At 52.8% G+C, this 19556-nt stretch carries 22 protein-coding genes; 1 reads left to right on the forward strand and 21 read right to left on the reverse strand.

Annotated features, from left to right (window positions below; all coding sequences use genetic code 11):
- The first annotated feature begins 40 nt into the window (after nt 1-40).
- Nucleotides 41-649, forward strand: coding sequence for a hypothetical protein (locus IPG22_11475; protein ID MBK6588905.1), 609 nt, complete (start codon nt 41-43; stop codon nt 647-649).
- On the opposite strand, the gene IPG22_11480 is transcribed toward IPG22_11475, so the two are convergent.
- The 21 genes from IPG22_11480 to IPG22_11580 form a co-directional block, all read right to left on the reverse strand.
- Nucleotides 646-1566, reverse strand: coding sequence for a hypothetical protein (locus IPG22_11480; protein ID MBK6588906.1), 921 nt, complete (start codon nt 1564-1566; stop codon nt 646-648). The two genes, IPG22_11475 and IPG22_11480, sit on opposite strands and share 4 nt — an antisense overlap.
- 106 nt (nt 1567-1672) lie before the next feature.
- Nucleotides 1673-2146: a hypothetical protein gene (locus IPG22_11485; protein ID MBK6588907.1), complete on the reverse strand. Its 474-nt coding sequence runs from the start codon at nt 2144-2146 to the stop codon at nt 1673-1675.
- Nucleotides 2147-2151: 5 nt separating this feature from the next.
- Nucleotides 2152-3696 carry an NADH-quinone oxidoreductase subunit N gene (locus IPG22_11490; GenBank protein ID MBK6588908.1) on the reverse strand — a complete coding sequence of 515 codons (1545 nt, stop codon included), beginning with the start codon at nt 3694-3696 and terminating at the stop codon, nt 2152-2154.
- 21 nt (nt 3697-3717) lie between these two features.
- Nucleotides 3718-5337 carry an NADH-quinone oxidoreductase subunit M gene (locus IPG22_11495; protein ID MBK6588909.1) on the reverse strand — a complete coding sequence of 540 codons (1620 nt, stop codon included), beginning with the start codon at nt 5335-5337 and terminating at the stop codon, nt 3718-3720.
- 55 nt (nt 5338-5392) lie between these two features.
- Nucleotides 5393-6067 carry a hypothetical protein gene (locus tag IPG22_11500; GenBank protein ID MBK6588910.1) on the reverse strand — a complete coding sequence of 225 codons (675 nt, stop codon included), beginning with the start codon at nt 6065-6067 and terminating at the stop codon, nt 5393-5395.
- A 40-nt stretch (nt 6068-6107) separates the two neighbouring features.
- Nucleotides 6108-7613 carry an NADH-quinone oxidoreductase subunit L gene (gene nuoL / locus IPG22_11505; GenBank protein MBK6588911.1) on the reverse strand — a complete coding sequence of 502 codons (1506 nt, stop codon included), beginning with the start codon at nt 7611-7613 and terminating at the stop codon, nt 6108-6110.
- Entirely contained in the window at nt 7613-7789 is a 177-nt protein-coding gene (locus IPG22_11510) for a DUF1272 domain-containing protein (GenBank protein MBK6588912.1), read from the reverse strand. The genes nuoL and IPG22_11510 overlap by 1 nt, the downstream gene beginning before the upstream one ends.
- Nucleotides 7790-7792: 3 nt before the next feature.
- Nucleotides 7793-8098 carry an NADH-quinone oxidoreductase subunit NuoK gene (gene nuoK, locus IPG22_11515; protein MBK6588913.1) on the reverse strand — a complete coding sequence of 102 codons (306 nt, stop codon included), beginning with the start codon at nt 8096-8098 and terminating at the stop codon, nt 7793-7795.
- 4 nt (nt 8099-8102) lie between these two features.
- A complete protein-coding gene (locus tag IPG22_11520; GenBank protein ID MBK6588914.1) occupies nt 8103-8687 on the reverse strand; it encodes an NADH-quinone oxidoreductase subunit J in 585 nt (194 codons plus the stop codon).
- A gap of 87 nt (nt 8688-8774) precedes the next feature.
- Nucleotides 8775-9899, reverse strand: coding sequence for an NADH-quinone oxidoreductase subunit NuoH (gene nuoH, locus IPG22_11525; protein MBK6588915.1), 1125 nt, complete (start codon nt 9897-9899; stop codon nt 8775-8777).
- An 8-nt stretch (nt 9900-9907) separates the two neighbouring features.
- A complete protein-coding gene (locus IPG22_11530; protein MBK6588916.1) occupies nt 9908-12181 on the reverse strand; it encodes a molybdopterin-dependent oxidoreductase in 2274 nt (757 codons plus the stop codon).
- 82 nt (nt 12182-12263) lie between these two features.
- On the reverse strand, nt 12264-12395 hold the full coding sequence (locus IPG22_11535; protein ID MBK6588917.1) for a 30S ribosomal protein THX: 132 nt from the start codon (nt 12393-12395) through the stop codon (nt 12264-12266).
- Nucleotides 12396-12400: 5 nt separating this feature from the next.
- Nucleotides 12401-13786, reverse strand: a complete 1386-nt coding sequence (locus IPG22_11540; protein ID MBK6588918.1) for a hypothetical protein — start codon at nt 13784-13786, stop codon at nt 12401-12403.
- Nucleotides 13787-13793: 7 nt separating this feature from the next.
- Nucleotides 13794-15059 (reverse strand): NADH-quinone oxidoreductase subunit NuoF, encoded by a 1266-nt coding sequence (gene nuoF / locus IPG22_11545; protein MBK6588919.1) that lies wholly within the window; start codon nt 15057-15059, stop codon nt 13794-13796.
- Between the two features lie 86 nt (nt 15060-15145).
- Nucleotides 15146-15358 carry a type II toxin-antitoxin system HicA family toxin gene (locus IPG22_11550; GenBank protein MBK6588920.1) on the reverse strand — a complete coding sequence of 71 codons (213 nt, stop codon included), beginning with the start codon at nt 15356-15358 and terminating at the stop codon, nt 15146-15148.
- Nucleotides 15358-15555, reverse strand: coding sequence for a type II toxin-antitoxin system HicB family antitoxin (locus IPG22_11555; protein ID MBK6588921.1), 198 nt, complete (start codon nt 15553-15555; stop codon nt 15358-15360). Before IPG22_11555 ends, IPG22_11550 begins: the two co-directional genes overlap by 1 nt.
- 1 nt (nt 15556) lies before the next feature.
- On the reverse strand, nt 15557-16087 hold the full coding sequence (locus tag IPG22_11560; protein MBK6588922.1) for an NAD(P)H-dependent oxidoreductase subunit E: 531 nt from the start codon (nt 16085-16087) through the stop codon (nt 15557-15559).
- A gap of 490 nt (nt 16088-16577) precedes the next feature.
- Nucleotides 16578-17798, reverse strand: a complete 1221-nt coding sequence (nuoD, locus tag IPG22_11565; GenBank protein MBK6588923.1) for an NADH dehydrogenase (quinone) subunit D — start codon at nt 17796-17798, stop codon at nt 16578-16580.
- A 2-nt stretch (nt 17799-17800) separates the two neighbouring features.
- Entirely contained in the window at nt 17801-18058 is a 258-nt protein-coding gene (locus tag IPG22_11570; GenBank protein MBK6588924.1) for an NADH-quinone oxidoreductase subunit C, read from the reverse strand.
- A gap of 61 nt (nt 18059-18119) precedes the next feature.
- Nucleotides 18120-18770 (reverse strand): NADH-quinone oxidoreductase subunit B, encoded by a 651-nt coding sequence (locus IPG22_11575; GenBank protein MBK6588925.1) that lies wholly within the window; start codon nt 18768-18770, stop codon nt 18120-18122.
- Nucleotides 18771-18843: 73 nt separating this feature from the next.
- Nucleotides 18844-19335, reverse strand: a complete 492-nt coding sequence (locus IPG22_11580) for an NADH-quinone oxidoreductase subunit A (GenBank protein MBK6588926.1) — start codon at nt 19333-19335, stop codon at nt 18844-18846.
- Between the last annotated feature and the right edge of the window lie 221 nt (nt 19336-19556).

A 19556-nucleotide genomic window follows, 5' to 3' on the forward strand; every position in this document is an offset into this window, starting at 1 on the left:
AAAATAATCCGGTCGAGCGCGTTCCCTTAATATGAAAATCATGGATCGAGTTATTAGATGCTCAAATTGCTTCGTAATTTGCTTGATAGCGATCGCCGCTCTCACTGCTCTCGCATCGAGGACAAACGCCCAGTACTGCGGCGGGTCGATCAGGACCATTCGGCTAGACTATCCAGAACGAACCGTTCCGGCCCGCAGCGTGAACTATCAGCTTTTCTACCTAATGCCGAAAAACAGAGCGGACAATGGCTGGCAAAAACACGAGGAGATGATCGCGGAGTTTCTGTACGGCTCGCCGAAGAAGTTCGTCTCATGGCAACGGACCGGCGATACGACCTTCCTCGAGGTTCCAAAGGACAAGGCTGAAAGATATATCAATAGCTACAATATCGAGGATTTTAAGTACCTATACGAGGCCGCCTGGTTTAAATGGGAAACCGATCAGATGGTTGGGAAGTTCGACGATGGGAAATTGAGGCTGCAAACGGGGGAAACAAACAATACCACCTTCATTATGAGCGTTGCCGCAAAAGGATTTGAGACGCAATACTTACTCGGGGATTTCATGGGCGGATGTCACAAGGAGTATGTGAGCGGAAAGCCGGTCGGCCAGAAGATAATGATGAGACCGCTTGCGGCAAAGCGCTAAGCGTTGCTCCCGTGAGCCAAAGCCAGGCGAAGGAAGTTTTCAAACAAAATGCGGCCATCGCGCGATTCATTCGGATGTTCCCAGCGAGTGGGATTTTTTGACCAATCCTCGAATGATTTCTCCAGATGGAATTGAACGCAGTAGATCAGTTGCCCGTCGTTTCGCTTGACCATCATCTGATTCTTGCAGAGATAGGACGTAGCGAGCAGCTTAAAGCCTGCAGGAACGCCAACAACCTGAACGCCGTGATTCTGCCATACGCGCAGGATGTCGTCGTTCGTCGTGTATTCCTGCCAAATGCCGGACCTTTTATCATCGTTGCCTTCAAATATCGGATCTGACTTATCAATGATCTTTACAAAGCGATACTGGTACTCGACAATGCGGTCAGTTCGTTTTTCGGCAAGCTCCAGATCGTCGAGCGTTCTAAGCTTGGCTCCAAAGGCCATTGCCACGAGCTGGTGCGCACCGCATATAGCCAGAACCGGGATCTTCGTTTCGGCGAGGAATCTTTTGGTGCTGGCGATGTGGGCAGGATTGTAATAGTCGAAATCCGCAAACGTTCCGCTCATCACGATCGCGTCCGGCATGAACTTTTCAGCGGCATCGGCGACCTCAGACAAATGGACCGTCATCGTCTTAGGATTTTTTACGAGCCTCAGGACGTTATTGGCGATATTGTTACAGGCCATGCCGGCGACCTTTCGTTCGAAGGCAAGTTTCGCTTCAAGCGTTTCGCCCCAGTCTTTGTATGCGAGTCCCGAAATGTCCGATTCATAACGCAGCAAGTCGTTTACGATCAGTACCTTGGCATAATCGATCCGTTTCTCGATCGGTTCGTAACGGCAATATGTGCTCTTGTTGTAAGGAAACGGGAGCTTTTCGGGTTCGGTTACTTGGGCCACGGCGTCGAACATATCTGTATTAATTTCGCATTATCACGCTGTTAACAGCGTGTCACACGATTATAACATCAATAAAAGATCGGTAAAGGCGCGATCTGCCGGGTGGGAAAAATTAACATCACGGACGCTGCCGCGTTTGTCGATCAAAGGCAGGCATTGCATCACCCGGGCCGATAGCTTCGATCTGGGTTCTGATCGCTTTTACGAGTCTAGTCCGGAGCGAAGCGGCCGTTCTCGCCGGTTTGTCCTGAACCAAGGATCCGAGGATCAGCAGGGTTCGCTGCCATGACGTTTCAAGCTCGTCGGCGGTCGCGGAGATCTTTGAAATGTCGTACGGGATCGCAAAATCCGAACAGCCGAAACGGGCAAAGACCCGCATGTACCGGGCAGTCGCCAGATCCGGACAGGCGAAACGGTGTTTCCCGATCTTTAGTTCGATTCCCAGCAGTGTGTATTGGATCTCAGCGTTATTTTCGCGGGCCGGAACCTCGACCTTGAGCGAGCGGGTTCGCTGAGCACGGATCTTGTCGCGGTAAATAACGGGAAGCCAATCGTCGGCCAGAGCGACGGCAATGTCAGCGGCAATATCCATCGAAACTATCTATCAGCCGCGATAACCGCACCGGAAGGCGATTTAGCAAATTTCTGGATCAATCCATCGCTGAAGATGCCAAGGTAAAAAACGCCGAGGATCGCGATGACCAGTGCTGCTGTAAGCGGTGCAGACATCTTCGGCTCGATCCATTGGGTCGTTCGCTCACGGAAGAACATCACGACGATAAGCCGTAAATAGTAGTAGGCAGAGATCGCCGAGCCAATGACAGCGACAACGACCAGCGTCGTCACCAGCGGATTTCCCGCTTCGAGCGCCGGGCGAAACACCAGGATCTTGCCCATGAATCCCGCTGTCAGCGGCAGGCCAAAGAGCGAGAGCATGAACAGTGATAGCGAAAATGCCAGTACAGGTGATTTAAAGCCGATACCGTTATAATCCTCGACATCGGTGCGGCGGTCGTTCTTTTGAGCAAGCAGAGTGACGATTGTGAAGGCCCCGAGATTAGTAACGGCGTAAGTGAGAAGGTAAAACGCGACGGCCGCGATGGCTTCGTCACGGGCTTGGGTGGTTTTGGCCAGTCCCGCTCCGATAAAACCGACGAGGGCATAACCGGCGTGGGCGATCGATGAATACGCGAGAATTCTCTTCACGTTATCCTGCATTATCGCTGATACGTTGCCGACAATAATTGTTGCCATTGCCAGTACTGAAAGCGCCGTGATCCAGGTTTCGTGCAGGTAGCCGGAAGCCTGAGCTCCCGCGATGAGAGGCAGGCCAAGAACAAATACTCGCAGGAATGAGGCAAACGCTGCGGCCTTAGGGCCTGCGGCCATAAAGCCGGTGATCGGCGTTGGAGCTCCCTCGTAAACGTCCGGTGTCCATACATGGAAAGGAGCCATTGCGATCTTAAATCCGAAGCCGATGATCATCATTGCTCCGCCAACCAGAAGCAGGCCGGGGAAGTTAGGATCAGCTATCTTTAACGCGATCTGGGTCAGATTCGTCTGGCCGGTTGCTCCGTAGATCAGGGCCATTCCGTAGAGCAGGAATGCTGATGCGAACGAGCCGAGGATGAAGTATTTCATCGCGGATTCGTTCGATTTGAGATCGCTCTTTCTAAGGCCAGCCATTACATAAGTCGCGATCGAAAGCGTTTCGAGGCCGAGGAAAATGATCACAAGATCATTGCCAGCCGACATCATCATCATTCCGAATGTCGCGAACAGGAGCAGACAATGGTATTCACCGACCGGGACATCTTCACGCTCGACCCAAACCGTTGAGATGAGCACGGTCATTGCAGAAACAAAAAGAAACACGAACGAGAACGCAAGCCGCAGATTGTCGTGGGCGATCATGCCGTTCCAGCCGGATGCGGGCGAATCGCCGCCCCACATCGTCGCCAGCACAACGCCGGCAGCGGCGAGGCCGAGCAGGGAGATCACTCCTGAAACAGTTCGCTGTTTTGGAAAGAAGCTGTCGTAAAGCATTACGACAATACCGGCGAGAGCAACGATCAGCTCAGGGAGAATGATCGAGATGCTGACGTTCGGTGTTAATAGGTCTGCAAGAAAGAACGTGTTCATTTTACTTTCAAAAATTCGATTTTAGTGCTCCGCCTTCGGGGCCTCACTCGGTGTCTTGGCATCCGCGTGCTCGATCGTTCCGCCAGCCTGGTGCATCACCCGTTCCTGGATCGCTTTTACAACACTCTCTGAACGGTGAAGGATCGGTTTCGGGAAGACACCCATGTAAACCATGAGAATGATCAGCGGGATCATCAGGCCGATCTCGCGCCAGCTCAGGTCGGCGAGTGTTTTATTCTTTTCGTTCGTGACCTTGCCAAAAAAGACCCGCTGAACCATCCAGAGCAGATAAACCGCTGCGAAGATGACACCTGTTCCGGCTACCATTGCTGCGACGTAGTTCCAATTGACGCTCGCGGTTACCGGAAGAACTTTCGACGTGAACATCCCGACCATGATCAGAAATTCACCGACGAATCCATTCAGGAACGGCAATCCGACCGAGGCCATCGTGGTGATCACGAAAACCGTCGCATAGATCGGCATTACGTTTGCGATCCCGCCAAACTGCGTTATCTCGCGGGTATGACGGCGTTCGTAGATATAGCCGACGAGCAGGAATAATGCTCCGGTCGTCACGCCGTGAGCGAGCATCGTGTAAAGTGCGCCCTGCATTCCGGCCTCAGTGAACGAGAACATTCCCAGGATCACAAAGCCCATGTGGGCGACCGATGAATACGCAACGAGGCGTTTCACATCAGGCTGCACCATCGCAACGAGAGCTCCGTAAATGATGCCGATGATCGCGAGCGTGATGAATATCCACGCCGTTTCGCGGCTCTGATCTGGGAAGAGCGAGAAGTTAAAACGCATCAAACCGTACGTTCCCATCTTCAGCAAAACAGCGGCGAGGATAATGGAACCGGCGGTTGGAGCCTCGGTGTGCGCGTCAGGAAGCCACGTGTGGAACGGGAAGACGGGCACCTTGATCGCAAATGCCAATGCGAACGCGAGGAACAAGAGCATTCCCGTTTGCGGCGGCAATACAAGCGTGCCATTCTTCATCGCCGTTAGTATCGACACGAAATCGAATGAACCGCCAAATCCGGTCTGATCAGCGTAAATGTAATAAAGCCCGATGATCGCGACCAGCATCAACAAGCTGCCGAGTGCCGTAAAAATAAAGAATTTGACCGCCGCGTAGATGCGATTCTCACCTCCCCAGACGCCGATGAGGAAAAACATCGGGATGAGCGAGGCTTCGAAAAACAGGTAGAAAACGAGCAGATCGAGCGAGACGAACACGCCGATCATCGCTGATTCGAGCAGAAGCAGAAAGACGTAGAACGCCGTGACGCGCTTCTCGACAGCATGCCACGTCGATATCACCGCGATCGGCATAATAAACGTCGTCAGTATCACAAGCCAGAAGCTCAGCCCGTCGACGCCGACGTGAAAATTCGTATTTATCGCCTTGATCCAGGGAACGTTCTTTTCAAAAAAGAACCCTCCCGGACCTGCGATCGCCGATTTTGAGAACAGAGCAAGCGAGACGACGAAATTGAGCAATGTAAACCCAAGCGTCACCCACTTAAGCTGGCCTTCCTGTTTCCAGAACATCTGGTGAGCAAGTGTCAGTACAGCTCCAACCAAAGGCAGCAGGATGAGGATCGTTAAGAGATTTTCGTTAAAGAAGTCCATATTGGAACGCCGGCATCTTGCCGGCAGGTCCGGCCGGCAAGATGCCGGCGTTCCATTAACCTACAAGTTTCAAACCGTAATAAATAAAGTATCCGACAACTGCCAAAGCACCGATCACAATGATCGCGGCATAGCTGCGGACAAAGCCGACCTGAGTGCTGCGAACGACGTTGCCAAATTCCATGACAAAACTCGCGATCCCGTTGACGATGCCGTCGATAAATCCAACGTCGAAGCCTTTCCAGAGCCGTACGCGTGAAAAACGCGTGATAGGGTCAACAATGTAGCCATTGTAGAGCTCATCGAGCCGCCATTTCTGCTCGAGGATCTTCGGCATCTTACGGAGCGGATTGTTCTTGAATAAAACAAAGCCGATGACGATGCCGATTGCCGCAAGAACCGTTGAAAGAAGTGCGAGCCAGCGTTCTTTTGCAATGACCTCAGGCGAATGAGTTTCCCCGTGTTCCTCAGTTTTGATGGTCGGTTTTTCGGTCGCGTGCTCCGATCCGGCTTTCTTGTCGCCTTCCGCCAGGCCGTGCGGCACTTCGTGCTTCTCTGCGATCACTGGGTCGAGCGTGTGTTCGAAAACATTGATGTCGCCCCCACCGAAGAAGGAACTCATAGCGTAAGGAATTCCAACAAGTCCCCCAAAGGTCGAGAGAACGGCGAGTACGATCAGCGGCACGGTCATCGACCACGGCGATTCGTGCGGCTTGAAATCGTGCGGCATATGATGATGTTCCTCTTCGTCATCGTCCGCGGCATGTGCGTCATCTGTCCCATGTCCCGCATGCTCGACGCGCACCTAAGTGTGCGTCGTGGTGCTCGCCTTCGATCTCATCGTGAAAACGCTCTTTGCCCCCGAATGTCATGATCATCATTCGGGTCATGTAAACTGCGGTTAGAACCGCGGTTAGCGTCGCTATCACCCAGAGGATCTCTTCGCCCGGGAATGGACGCTGCGGGAAATAGGTATCGGCGGCGAAGGTCTTATAGAGAATTTCGTCCTTCGAGAAAAAGCCGGCAAAGATCGGAATACCGCAGATAGCCAGCCAACCGGTCGCCATCGTGATGAACGTAATGGGCATGTACTTTTTCAGGTTGCCCATCTTCCGCATGTCCTGCTCGTGGTGCATTCCGTGAATGACCGAACCTGAACCGAGGAAGAGCAACGCTTTGAAAAACGCATGCGTCATCACGTGAAAGATCGCGACTGTAAATGCTCCGACACCGGCGGCGAGGAACATAAATCCAAGCTGCGAAACGGTGGAGTAAGCGAGAACCTTCTTAATATCGTTTTGTGCGATCGCGATCGAAGCCGCAAAGATCGCGGTAGCTGCACCGATGATCGCAATGATCCACATCGCGGTCGGTGCGAACTGATAGATCGCATTCGAACGGACCACGAGATAAACACCCGCCGTGACCATCGTCGCGGCGTGGATAAGTGCAGAAACAGGCGTCGGGCCGGCCATCGCGTCCGGCAGCCACGTCAAGAGTGGGATCTGAGCGGATTTACCTGTTGCCCCGATGAAGAGCAACACACCAACCGAGGTCAGGCCGCCGGCAACGATCGCTCCCCACGTGAAGGGGTCGGCCGACATATTTTCAACCACAAAGGTGAAGACACTATGCACCTGCTGGCCGTCAACGGTCTTATCAAAGAACGAGATCGAACCCGTCAGCGTGAATACGAGAAAGATGCCGACAAGCACGCCCCAGTCGCCGATGCGGTTCATGACGAAAGCTTTCTTGGCTGCCTTTCGGGCTTCGTCTTTCTTTATGTAATAGCCGATCAGCAGGTAGGAACAGAGCCCCACGCCTTCCCAGCCGACAAACATCAGCAGATAATTATCTGCAAGGACCAAGGTCAGCATCGAGAACATGAACAGGTTCAGATACGCAAAAAAGCGATAGAATCCTTTGTCCTGGTGCATGTAGCCCGTCGCAAAGATGTGAATGAGCAGCCCGACAAACGTAATAAAACAGGCGTAAATGCCGCTCAGACGATCCATGCCGAGACCAAAGTCCGCACGGAAATTACCAACCTGTATCCACGTCCAGAGATGGTCCAGAACCGGTTTGTCGATAAACAAAGCTCCGCCGCCCGCCACGAACGCGACATAAAACGCTACCGCCGCCGAGATCGCTATCGTCGAGCATGCGACAATTCCGCTAAACAGCTCATTCTTCAGCCGTCCGCCGATCAGCCAATTGATCACGGCTCCGGCGAGCGGGGCAAAAATTATTAGACTTAAAAGGTTATTTTCAACCATTATCCTTTTCTCTTCGGACGCGGAACCAACTCGCCTCCGCAGTTCGGACAAACCGAACTCATCCTATTCGTGCAATCGGGGCAAAATGTGCATTCGTATGAGCAAATGTATGCTTCGCCGTTTGCCGCGAGAGGTTGTTCGCACTGCTCGCAAATTTCCCGCATCTCGAGTGCCATCTACTAATTCTTTAACAAATTCGCGTCATCGACATCGACCGACATACTGTTGCGGAAGAATGCGATGATGATACCGAGGCCAACGGCGGCCTCGCAGGCGGCGACGGCCATGACCATAAAGACAAAAAGCTGGCCGGTCGTGTCACCGTAGTATCGCGAGAATGCGACAAATGTCAGGTTCACGGCGTTGAGCATCAACTCGATGCACATGAACATCCCGATCGCGTTGCGTTTGAAAATAACGCCGACGCAGCCGATCGTAAAAAGTATTCCTGAAAGTGCCAAATAGCTGGCTAAACTTGGTTCCATACTATTAAAGGGCGATGCCGAGCCCGTCCTTGGCTTCTTCTTCGTGCCTGATCTCAAGCTCGTTGTCGATAACGAGTTCCAACTGCGGCGGGCTCAAACGCCTCGCCAGGATGACCGAGCCGATCACCGCCATCAGCAGCAGAACGCCGACGATCTCGACCGGCAGCAGATATTCCGTGTACATTGCCTGGCCGATGGTCATCGTCTTACCGGCACTTAGTGCCTGATCAGCCGGAACGTTAGGAGCACGCATTACCGCGTAAAAAATGAAAAATGTCTGTGCGAGCAGCAAAACGCCAAGTCCGCCGCCGAGTGCGTAGAGATATTTCAAGCGGTTGAGTGGCCGGTCCTCGTCCATGTTCAGAAGCATGATGACGAATACGACCAACACCATTATCGCTCCGGCATAGATGAGGATCTGCACGGCGGCGATGAACGGAGCCGCAAGCGTCACATAGATGCACGAAAGCGAAATGAAGACGCCGACCAGCGAGATCGCGCTGTAGAGCGGATTCTTGTGATAGACCATCGATATCGCCGAAGCGATCGCGAGGCCCGCAAACATGAAAAATAGAACGGTCGATACCATAAATAGTGGTCGGTAGTTAGTGGTCAGTCAGAACGCGTCCGACTTGGCTGTCACTGACCACGCGCCACTGACAACCAACCACTCTCCTTACCTATTCAAAAAGAACACAATAACGATCGTCAGGATCACATTTCCGATGGCGACCGGCAGCAAAAATTTCCAGCCGAAGTTCATCAGCTGATCAAAACGGAAACGCGGCAGCGTCCCGCGGATCCAGATGTAGAGGAACAAGAAAGCAATTATCTTTCCGATGAACGCAACGTGGCTTATCAAAGCGTACGGGATCGAGCCTGGCTCAAAAATATGGCCGAGACCCGGCACGTACCATCCGCCGAGGAACAAGACCGTACACATCACGGAAACCGTGAACATGTTCACGTATTCCGCCATGAAGAACAGTGCGAATTTAAGTGCCGAATATTCAGTGTGAAAACCGGCGACGAGTTCTGTTTCTGCCTCAGGCAGGTCGAACGGCACGCGGTTCGTTTCCGCAAATGCCGAGATCAGGAACACCATGAAGCCGATGAACTGCGGAATGATGAACCATTTGAACGGCGATTGCGTCTGAGCGAGGATAATGCCGTTCAGGTCGAGCGTTCCTGCCAGCATGACGACGCCGATCACCGAGGCTCCCATAGCGAGCTCGTACGAAATCATCTGTGCCGATGAACGCAGGCCGCCCATGAGCGAATATTTGCTGTTCGACGACCAGCCTGCGAGGGCAATGCCGTAAACGCCGACCGAAGTAATGCCGAGCACAAAAAGTACGCCAACATCAATGCTGGCAATAGTTAGCGGCATATTCCTCGCCTGTTCAGCGATCCACGCCGTGGCATCGCCCAGATACGCGACCCCGGAAACATATGGAACTAGCCAGCCCAGCGGATCGGCGATGCGCGGCCCGAATGGATAAACGACCATCGGCATCAACGCACACGTCAAAGCGACCAAAGGTGCGAGGAAATATACGAATTTCGTCGATTTATCAGGCGTTAGATCTTCTTTGAAAATAAATTTCAAAAGGTCGGCGAATGGCTGAAATAGTCCCCACGGCCCGACGCGGTTTGGCCCGACGCGTCCCTGGATCCATCCCAACACTTTTCGCTCGGCGAGCACTGTGTAGGCAACGATCATCATCACGCCGCCGAAGGCTCCGCCGATCGCAGCCGCGTAGACAATAAAAGGAAATGCAGTTTTTAGGACAGATTCCATATCAAAAACTATTTACCGGGAGCGGAGCGGTCCGAAACTCCCACGGCCGCAGCCTCAGCCAAACCTTCTTCACGCGGCTTGCCGTCAAGCCCGAACTGCACAAGCGGCGAAACTAACAGATTTGCCGGTTTCGGATTGCCGTGCGCGAGCAGATGGAACTGCTGCGTCTTGCTCGTCATCGTCGTCAGGCGATGCAGTTTATGGCCGACTTTCGGGACTGTTGTGTTCTTCTCTCCGCGGGCTGGAACCGAATCGAGCCAGCTCTTAACAGCCGAGATCTCGGCCGACATATCTTTTCCGCTCACAAGAGCGTATTTTGCCTGGACAGGCGATGATTCATCTTTCAGCGAAGGATAACGAAGGCCTTCGTATGCCGGAACAACGTCGGCGATCGTGCGGAAAATAGCCGATACCGAAAGTTCAGCCGTTATCGGCGTTCCCATTTCTTTTGCAAGCAGGCTCGTGATCATCCAGTCAGGTTTTGCCTGATGGACGGGCTCGATGGCCTTGCGGACACGCTGGACGTTGCCGGCGTTGTTCGTAAACGTTCCGTCAACCTCAGCAAAACTCGCTGCCGGGAAAACGACATCCGCGTGATCGGTCGTCTCGGTCTGGAAAAGCTCCTGAACGACGACAAAATCCTTGCCCGCAAGTACGCTTGCATCCTGCAAGCTGCCGCCGATCAGCAATGCTTTTGAATTTTTGACGACCTCATCGACCGACTTGCGGCCCGAGGTTACATCGTGAGCACCGACCGAGTTGTTATATTTCGCAAGTGGATGGAGCAAAACCCGGCGGCCTTCGCCAGCCAGTTTTCCAACAGACCCGGCGATCAGAGCCTGTGCGTCAATCGATAGGTCTGACCCGATCATGATGATCAGATCGCCCTGTGTTTCCTCGATCATTCTACCTGCGGCTTCGATCACAGCGGTATCAACACCGCATTTTTCTGCGATCATTGCATCACTCGATTCGTCAACGAATCCTAATGCGAACGCATCGACGGTTCCCGGATTAACATGAACGAACTGCGTCGCACGCCGCGAAAGATTGATCGGCGTATCGTTGATGCAGATGAATTCGGCACCGCCGTTACGTACGGCCTGGCGGATCTGTTTTGCCGTGTAGCTCTGCTCTTCTTCAGGCTCGCCGCCGATTAGAACGATGGTCGCGGCGTGGCGAATTTCTTTGTGCGTGCAGAGCGGGGCACTGAGATTGTCGAAAACCGCCGCAACATCGCTCGCATCCGAAACGGCGTAATTTCCTGAGCCAGCAACGTCCGTCGCAAATTTCTTGAGAGTGAAAACGGCCTCGTTCGTCAGTCGCGGGCTCGCAATGACGCCGACGTTCTTTCCATGCACTTTTAACTTGTCCGCCGCAAACTTGATCGCTGCATCCCATGTTGCGGGAATGAGTTTACCGCCCTTGGAATAGCGGATCATCGGCGTTTTGATACGGTCCGAGTGATTGATGAATTCGTGAGCGAAGCGGGCCTTCACGTCGAGGAACTCACCATTCAGGCCATTAACGTAGCGGTCGCGGGCAACGATACGGTGAACCTTACCTGCTCGCGAGCCGATCGAAAGCTGCATTCCGTCCGAGCCGTAAACGTCGGTCGTAACCGTCTGTTCGAGTTCCCATGGCCGCGTTTCGTGGCGATAAACGCCGTCGAGCAGAGTTCCGGTCGGGCAGACCTCTATACAGTTTCCGCACTGCGAGCAGTTCAGCCAGCCGCCGTAGGTTCCGATGACGGTATTCACGCCGCGGTTTCCGGCTTCGATCGCGTCCTCGCCCATCCATTCGTCGCAGACGCGTGTGCAGCGTTTGCACAAGATGCAGCGCTGCGGGTCGTTGGCGACGATCGGTGAAAGATATTTTTCGGGGTCAGCGTTCTTTTTCTCCGTGAAACGCTGTTCGACGTCGCCCCAGTCGAAAATGACCTCCTGGAGTTCGCATTCGCCGCCGCGATCGCATACCGGGCAATCTAGCGGGTGATTTGCCAACAGGAATTCGCCCATCGCGCGCTGAGCCTTTTCGACCTCTTCACTCTGCGTGGTGACGACCATGCCGTCGGTGCAGTTGATCGTGCACGAGGTCTGCAACTTCGGCATTTTGTCGATGCGAACCAGGCACATACGGCACGAAGCCTGAACGGCAAGGTCCTGGTAATAGCAAAACGATGGAACTCCATGGCCATTCTCACGGCACACGTCGATCAGCCGAGCACCTTTGTCGACCTCATATTCCTGTTCGTTTATTGTTACTTTTATCTGTTCTGACATTAATTCTATTTCGAATACCGCGTTTCGGCGGGCTCTAACGGTCCGCTGATCGATCTGCTAAATTCACGGTTCGAGCGAGCGGCTACTTGCCTTTTTTCTTCGCTGTTGTTTCTTCTGCCGGTTTTACCGCCGTTGCTTTTTTCTTCGGGCGTGTTTTGCCGAAGCTGCCTGCAAATATTTTTCCGCGTCGTGAACGTTTATCGCCTTTTCCCATAACAATTAATTCTCCTTTATCATCGTCTCAGTAGGTTTGCTCAAGAGCCCGATGATGTACTCCTGAATTCTCGAGTTAGCAGCGAGTCTATCGTGCTCGCCGCAAATAAAGTGGTTCGATCTGCTATTAAAGACCGACGAACCCGTCACTTTAGATAGCGTCTCCGCGGCAAATGACCGTTTGCTGACGATTCTGTCGCCTGACGTGAACATTACTTTTTTCACGTCTTCAGCCGGGATCTTTTTGCCGCTGGACGTAGTGAGATCATTTGCTTGAAAAAGTGTGTTCCACTTTTTCGTCTTCACGTCCTGATAAATAACAACTGCATCAAGTGCCGCTCGGCAGTCTGATCCGATCGCGTAGAATTCTATGTCATCCGACTTGCCGTCCGCGGCGTTCAAAACTTCATGAAATCGCTTCGCCCGGTTGAGGTTCGCCACAAAAAAGCTCTCGGCATCTACTTTCTTGATGGCTTTAAATTCAGCCTCAAAATCTTTGTCATCCACCGGGTTCCAGCCATATTTCGACCAAACCTTTGGGTTGTACAGGTCGATGGCCAACGGCTGTAGGTTTTCGTCAAACGCCCGGAACGTGCCGGGAGCCGGTAAAAGCTGATAGGCTGACGGAATCGAGAAAACGGTGAACTTCGATGAGTCCTCCATGAACGGTAGATCGATACGCATTCCGTTCACAGTGAAACCGTTTACTAGATTGCCCAAAGCGAGAGCGGAGCCCTCGTTCGGCGTACCTAAAAGAATGATCCTATCAAAGAGCTTCGAGCCCGCCCACGTCGGCTGAGGCTTAGCATTCCCACTCGGAAGGTCAGCATCGCCGTACATCGCGGCATACCGGGCGATGAGTCCGCCCATCGAATGGGCGACAATATCAAACTTTAGATCAGGCTTCTTGAGCTTTATCTTTAGAGCCTCGACCTTCCTGACCAGCATTCTTGCGTTCTCAACGCAATCGAGCCGCCAATCATACGGAAAAACGTAAAGCGAATCCGCAAAACCATCTTCCGAAGGCGAATCCCACTTTTCCTCGCGGTAACCGCCGCGAACCGCCATCGCCTTTAGAAAACCGCCGTATACATCGATTACCGGGAAGACTCCGAGCTTTACTTCTCTCAAGACATCACCCGGGACGAGGTTGTCGCGGTTCTTACTAAGATCCGGGTTGATCGGCAGGCGAAGGTCTTCAGATTTCGACTTGAACGCCTTGAACCAGATCCGTTCGTTGGTATCTTTGTGACGAAGTTCCGATCCCCAAAGTCCCGGCACAAGGATCACCGGATTCTTGCCCTGCCCAAAAGCCGCAAGAGAGAATGCGAACACAAGTATCCCGATCTGTGCAAAGTACGCAGCTGATCTAAGGAGTTTGTTCGCGGTCATTTAGTTGTCAAATATTCGGCTGAACGCCGTTCGAAGCGGCCTTGTCGACCAGCCACTTCTTAAAATCTTCCGGAAACTGCTTGATCGCCGACTGAATGGGCCACGCCGCCGCATCGCCGAGTGCGCAGAACGATTTACCCTCGATGTTATCGCAAATGTCGAGCAAGAGTTGTGCGTCCTCAGGCTTGCCGTCGCCGGTTGAGATACGGTTAAAGATCTTGACGAGCCAGTCGGTTCCTTCGCGGCAAGGTGTGCACCAGCCGCAGGATTCGTGCTTGTAAAATTCGGTCAGATTTTTGGTCGTATCCATGATGTCGACGGTCTCGTCCATCACCATCATGCCGCCCGTGCCGAGCAGGGAACCCGCCGCAACGAGGCCTTCGTAATCGAGCGTGACCTTCTTGCCGATGATCTGATCGGCACGCATGATATAAACGCTGGAACCGCCCGGGATCACAGCCTTCAGCTTTTTATCGCTGCGAAGCATTCCGCCGCAATCCTCGTAAATGAACTTTTCCATATCGGAATAGCCCATCGGAAGCTCGTAAACACCCGGTTTTTTGACGTGGCCGCTGATCGACCAAAGCTTTGTGCCGCCCGATTTTTCAGTGCCGAGATCTCGCCATTCAATACCGCCCATTTCAATGATCTGTGGAACGGACGTGAACGTCTCGACATTATTTACGACCGTCGGCGAAGCGTAAAGCCCCTCGACGGCAGGGAAGGGCGGCTTCATTCGCGGATGTCCGCGATAGCCTTCGAGTGAACTGAGCAAAGCGGTCTCTTCGCCGCAGATATACGCTCCGGCTCCGGTATGCGTATGAAGCTCGAAATCGAGGCCGGAGCCAAGTATATTTTTGCCAAGCAGGCCTGCTTCGCGGGCTTCGGCGATCGCGACGTCCATGACGTCGATCAAATAATGGTATTCCCCGCGGGCGTAAATGTATCCAACTGTTGAACCCAGAGCATGACCGGCGATGATCATGCCCTCGATAACAGCATGAGGATCGCGTTCCATCAAATAGCGGTCCTTGAAACTGCCGGGCTCCGATTCGTCAGCATTACAGACGCCGTATTTGGTCTTCGGTGAGTCTTTCGGCACGAACGACCATTTCATTCCCGTTGGGAAGCCTGCACCGCCGCGACCGCGAAGCGCGCTCTTTTTAACTTCCTCGATGATGTCCGCCGGCGACATCTTCAGTGCCTTTTCCAGTGATTTGTAACCGCCGGTATCGCGATACACCTTTAGCGTGTGCCCATCTTTGATGTGCATTCGCTTGAGTGACAATGGCTCGCAGCCGATCGCTTTAATTTCCATTTTCTTTTGAACGTAAGCCGTACGCCTACGTTGTTCATATTCTAAAGGTATCGCTTGAATTCGGCTTCCGTTAATCCCGCATCCTTAACGATCCCGCCCATTGTCAGGGCATTTACCGGATTGTGGCGGGGAATCGTTACGATTCGCTCACCGTTCGTCATGACAATATGCTTGCCTTGTCTCGCAATCCAAAATCCAGCTTTTTCTAAAGCTCCAACCGCTCTCAGATGGTTAATGCCGGAGATCTTCGGCATTATGCCGCGACCTCCACCTCTCTGATTTCGGCTCCGAGCAAGTTCATCTCAACTACATCAAGATATTCACGAATGGCTTCCCGGATGTTATCCAGAGCCTCTTGCTCAGTTTCGCCCTGTGACCAGCATCCTGGCAATGCAGGGCATGAAACGCTGAAACCTTCGTCGGTTTGATGTAACGCAACTTTATAGTTCATGCTACTTACAATCCGCCAAAATCTTATCTACTTTTTCGATCGTCAGATCTTCATGATAATCAAATCCGATCTGCATCATCGGTGCCGTACCGCAGCTGCCTAAACACTCGACCATTGTGACGGTAAATTTCTCGTCCGGGGTCGTTTCGCCGGGATGAATGCCGAGTTTTGAGCAAATATGCTCCGTGATATCCGGCTCGCCCATGATCTTGCACGAGAGCGTTTTGCAGATCTGGATGTGGTGACGCCCAACTTTTCGCAGGTTGAACATCGAATAGAACGTCGCGGTTTCCCATACGTCCGTGACCTCGAGATTCAGGAACTTCGCCAGGAAATTCACGCCCGCGTTATCGAGCCAGCCGCGTTCCCGCTGTACGACAAATAGCAGAGGGATCAGTGCCGAACGGGTTCGGTTCGCCGGATATTTTGTTAAATGCGACCTCATCTCCTCGACGACCGCCGGAGAAAACTCCGCGACCTCGTCGGTGACGAGAACTGTGTCTGTGAAACTTGTAGGGGTAGCTGCTGCCATTTTTACGCTGCCAGTCTTTCTTCTATTCGCGTTATGCGCCGATCAATTTCTTCAATATTGGACTGAACATTGATCTTTGCGTCCATCTTAACGATGACTTCATTTATCAAATTCGCAAGATTCTTAACCTCCATCTCAATACTTATAACTCTTTCGTCCAAGTATTAAAATGTGCCCTGAATATCCACGAGCCGGTTCCACATCTCCAGGATCTTAACGGATTGATCGTTAATCGATGCAGAGGTCGCGGTTAACTCTTTTCGGATATCAATTACTTTGCTAATGATATCGCCCTGTCGACCCGACACCACCGCAATTTGACTATCTATTCGATCGAAGCGGGAAGTGTGTCCATTCACTTCAGTACGGAGACCCCGCATTTCCAATCTTAATTCGTCAAGGCCTCCAATAGACCTGTCAACCTTTTTGGTTAACGTTTCAACTAATCCTGTTAGTTGGTCGAGTTTTGAATCATATTCCCCGGCCATATCTACCGATCGATCTCTCCCAGAACAATATCCAACGACCCAATGATCGCCACGACATCCGCGACCATTTCGCCCTCGCTCATTACGGGCAGAGCGGCGAGATTTACGAATGACGGGCCGCGGAAATGGACGCGTTCGGGTTTCGGACCGCCGTTCGATTTCATATAAACGCCGAGTTCGCCCTTTGAGGCTTCGATCGCGTGATAAACCTCGCCTTCGGGCACATTGAAGCCCTCGGCGACGATCAGGAAGTGGTGGATCAGCGAATCCATATGCTTTCGCATATCATCGCGATCAGGCAGAACGATCTTCGGACTATCAGCTTTGATCGGCCCCGGTTTTAATCTTTCCAGAGCCTGGCGAATGATCTTGTGCGATTCTCGAAGTTCGCGCATGCGTACCATGAATCTCGCCCAAACGTCGCCGTCATTTTCCACCGGAACCTCGAAATCGTAAGTCTCGTATCCCGAGTACGGGTTTGTACGGCGTATATCGACGTTGACGCCGCTGCCGCGCAGGCTCGGGCCGGTCAGTCCCCAGTTGATGGCTTCTTCTTTGTCGATCACGCCGATACCTTTTGTGCGGCTCATCCAGATAGTGTTACCGGTGACGAGTGTATCGAAAGTTTCGAGTGCCTCCGGAAAGTCATCCAAAAACTGTCGGCAGCGATTATCGAATCCGGCGGGCAGATCCATCATAAGCCCGCCGATCCGGAAATAACTCGGCGTCATGCGGCCGCCGGAGGCAGATTCGATCAGGTTAAGGATCTTCTCCCGCTGGCGGAAACAGAAAAAGATCATCGACATCGCCCCGAGGTCAAGAGCGTGCGTGCCCAGCCATACCATGTGCGACGCTATCCGCTGGAGTTCGCACATCAGGACGCGAATGACCTGAGCCCGCTCGGGGATCTCCAGATCGAGCAGCTTTTCGGCCGCCATTACATATGCCAGGTTGTTGCCGAGCGGATTTAGATAATCCATCCGATCGGTGATGACGATGCCTTGCTGATATTTCTTGTACTCGAACAACTTCTCCATGCCGGTGTGGAGATAGCCAATGTCGGGAACGACGTTGACGACAAGTTCGCCGTCGAGTTTGAGATCCAGACGCAAAACGCCATGGGTCGACGGATGCTGCGGCCCCATCGAGAGGGTCATTTCAGACTCGAGAGGCTGGTCGAGAACCTCGAACTGGCTTGGAATGTTTTCTACAGCTGTCGCCATAATTAATTCATGCTGTAAGGCTCGTAGCCTCGCAGCGGATAGTCCTTTCTCAATGCATGGCCGTCAAAATCCGATGGCAGCAAGATGCGCCGCAGATCAGGATGGCCGTCAAATTTTATCCCGACCAGGTCGTAAGTCTCGCGTTCGTGCCAATTTGCGGTTTGCCAGAGCATCGATACGGTGCTGACATTCGGCTCGTCCTCGGTAAGCAAGACCTTTAGGCGAAGACGCGTGCCCCTCGACAACCGAGACGACCCAATCTGCGTTCTTTTCTTTTATCTGTTCCACGTAACCGTGGAGTTTCTCAGTCATATAAACCTGTTACGAACTTCGTCGTCTTTCGTGCTTTGACGGCACCGAATACGGCCGCGTAGCTGTTCCGGCATCGACCTCGGCGTGCATTTCGCGTTCCAGGGCAGTCGCCTCGGTTACAGGCAGCGTTCCGGGAGCAATCGACTGCCGCGATTCAGCTTCGAACGTGTCTCGACGATCCTTGACCGATTCCTTCATGATCTTGTCCTGAAGCATCAGGATCGCATGTACCAGCATTTCCGGACGCGGCGGACATCCCGGGATGTAAATATCGACCGGAACGATCTTATCGACGCCCTGCACGATGGCGTAATTATCAAATACACCGCCCGAGGTCGCGCAGGCTCCCATCGAGATAACCCATTTTGGTTCAGGCATCTGGTCGTAGACGCGGCGGAGTACCGGTGCCATCTTACGCGAAACGCGTCCCGAAACGATCATTACGTCCGCCTGCCGCGGCGAAGCCCGAAAGGTTTCCGCCCCGAATCGCGAAAGATCGTTACGCGAGCTGGCCGCGGAATTCATCATCTCGATCGCGCAGCATGCAAGCCCAAACGTCGCCGGCCATAGGCTGCTCTTTCGTGCCCAGTTAACCACGGCGTCGAGATTTACGGTGACGACATCGGGCAGCGATTCGAATAGAGTGTTTTCTAAACCCATATTTCTTTAAGTTGGAGTGGCGATCTGGAGATGGAGGAACTCTCGCCACTCCAGACTGACGACTCACGACTTCCTAAGCTGCAAGCTTCATTTTTGCAACAGCTTCTTCACGCCGGCGTTTCGCCAGGTTTTTCGCCTCTTGGCGAGCTTCCGCACGAGCCTGCAGGCCCCAATCGAAGATGCCTTTCTTCCAGACGTAGATGTATCCGATCACCAACGTAGCGACGAAGATAAGGATCTCGACAAACGCGATCGTGCCGTATGCGATGCCGCTCAGCTTTTCTTCGGCCAGTAGGCTCTTAAACGCTACGGCGAATGGGATTATGAACAGGACTTCGATATCGAACAGGAGGAAGATAACGGCAACGGCGTAAAACTTCACTGAGAATTTATCGCGTGCCCCGCCTACCGGATCCTTGCCGCATTCATACGGCATAAGCTTTGTGGCCGTACGTTTACGCGGGCCGATAAGCTGAGTGACGAGCAGCTGACTCGCGCCAAATCCCGCCGCGACCAAAAACATGATCCCGATGGGAACGTAATCGAAAACATTGTATTCCGACATCTTCTTTTAACTTATTAACCGCAAAAAACCGTAGAAATGGCTCGCATTCCGCAATAAGATCAGCGTTTCTTGGCTCAAACTAAATCGTAGTTTAACCGCTTAGGAGTGTCAAGGCAGTCATAGCCCGAATAATTGGCATTTTACTGACTGTAAATGATTTATTCGTTGACCCATTCAAAACGCGTGTGATAATTTTAAAGGTGGCTGACGCGCGCTCTTTT

Source organism: Acidobacteriota bacterium, from assembly GCA_016703965.1.
Taxonomy (GTDB): domain Bacteria; phylum Acidobacteriota; class Blastocatellia; order Pyrinomonadales; family Pyrinomonadaceae; genus OLB17.

What these genes read in the sequence shown, in the direction of transcription:
- IPG22_11475 (MBK6588905.1), top strand. Translation starts at nt 41, where the DNA reads ATGGATCGAGTTATTAGATGCTCAAATTGCTTCGTAATTTGCTTGATA.
- IPG22_11480 (MBK6588906.1), bottom strand. Translation starts at nt 1,566, where the DNA reads ATGTTCGACGCCGTGGCCCAAGTAACCGAACCCGAAAAGCTCCCGTTT.
- IPG22_11485 (MBK6588907.1), bottom strand. Translation starts at nt 2,146, where the DNA reads ATGGATATTGCCGCTGACATTGCCGTCGCTCTGGCCGACGATTGGCTT.
- IPG22_11490 (MBK6588908.1), bottom strand. Translation starts at nt 3,696, where the DNA reads ATGAACACGTTCTTTCTTGCAGACCTATTAACACCGAACGTCAGCATC.
- IPG22_11495 (MBK6588909.1), bottom strand. Translation starts at nt 5,337, where the DNA reads ATGGACTTCTTTAACGAAAATCTCTTAACGATCCTCATCCTGCTGCCT.
- IPG22_11500 (MBK6588910.1), bottom strand. Translation starts at nt 6,067, where the DNA reads ATGCCGCACGATTTCAAGCCGCACGAATCGCCGTGGTCGATGACCGTG.
- nuoL (MBK6588911.1), bottom strand. Translation starts at nt 7,613, where the DNA reads ATGGTTGAAAATAACCTTTTAAGTCTAATAATTTTTGCCCCGCTCGCC.
- IPG22_11510 (MBK6588912.1), bottom strand. Translation starts at nt 7,789, where the DNA reads ATGGCACTCGAGATGCGGGAAATTTGCGAGCAGTGCGAACAACCTCTC.
- nuoK (MBK6588913.1), bottom strand. Translation starts at nt 8,098, where the DNA reads ATGGAACCAAGTTTAGCCAGCTATTTGGCACTTTCAGGAATACTTTTT.
- IPG22_11520 (MBK6588914.1), bottom strand. Translation starts at nt 8,687, where the DNA reads ATGGTATCGACCGTTCTATTTTTCATGTTTGCGGGCCTCGCGATCGCT.
- nuoH (MBK6588915.1), bottom strand. Translation starts at nt 9,899, where the DNA reads ATGGAATCTGTCCTAAAAACTGCATTTCCTTTTATTGTCTACGCGGCT.
- IPG22_11530 (MBK6588916.1), bottom strand. Translation starts at nt 12,181, where the DNA reads ATGTCAGAACAGATAAAAGTAACAATAAACGAACAGGAATATGAGGTC.
- IPG22_11535 (MBK6588917.1), bottom strand. Translation starts at nt 12,395, where the DNA reads ATGGGAAAAGGCGATAAACGTTCACGACGCGGAAAAATATTTGCAGGC.
- IPG22_11540 (MBK6588918.1), bottom strand. Translation starts at nt 13,786, where the DNA reads ATGACCGCGAACAAACTCCTTAGATCAGCTGCGTACTTTGCACAGATC.
- nuoF (MBK6588919.1), bottom strand. Translation starts at nt 15,059, where the DNA reads ATGCACATCAAAGATGGGCACACGCTAAAGGTGTATCGCGATACCGGC.
- IPG22_11550 (MBK6588920.1), bottom strand. Translation starts at nt 15,358, where the DNA reads ATGCCGAAGATCTCCGGCATTAACCATCTGAGAGCGGTTGGAGCTTTA.
- IPG22_11555 (MBK6588921.1), bottom strand. Translation starts at nt 15,555, where the DNA reads ATGAACTATAAAGTTGCGTTACATCAAACCGACGAAGGTTTCAGCGTT.
- IPG22_11560 (MBK6588922.1), bottom strand. Translation starts at nt 16,087, where the DNA reads ATGGCAGCAGCTACCCCTACAAGTTTCACAGACACAGTTCTCGTCACC.
- nuoD (MBK6588923.1), bottom strand. Translation starts at nt 17,798, where the DNA reads ATGGCGACAGCTGTAGAAAACATTCCAAGCCAGTTCGAGGTTCTCGAC.
- IPG22_11575 (MBK6588925.1), bottom strand. Translation starts at nt 18,770, where the DNA reads ATGGGTTTAGAAAACACTCTATTCGAATCGCTGCCCGATGTCGTCACC.
- IPG22_11580 (MBK6588926.1), bottom strand. Translation starts at nt 19,335, where the DNA reads ATGTCGGAATACAATGTTTTCGATTACGTTCCCATCGGGATCATGTTT.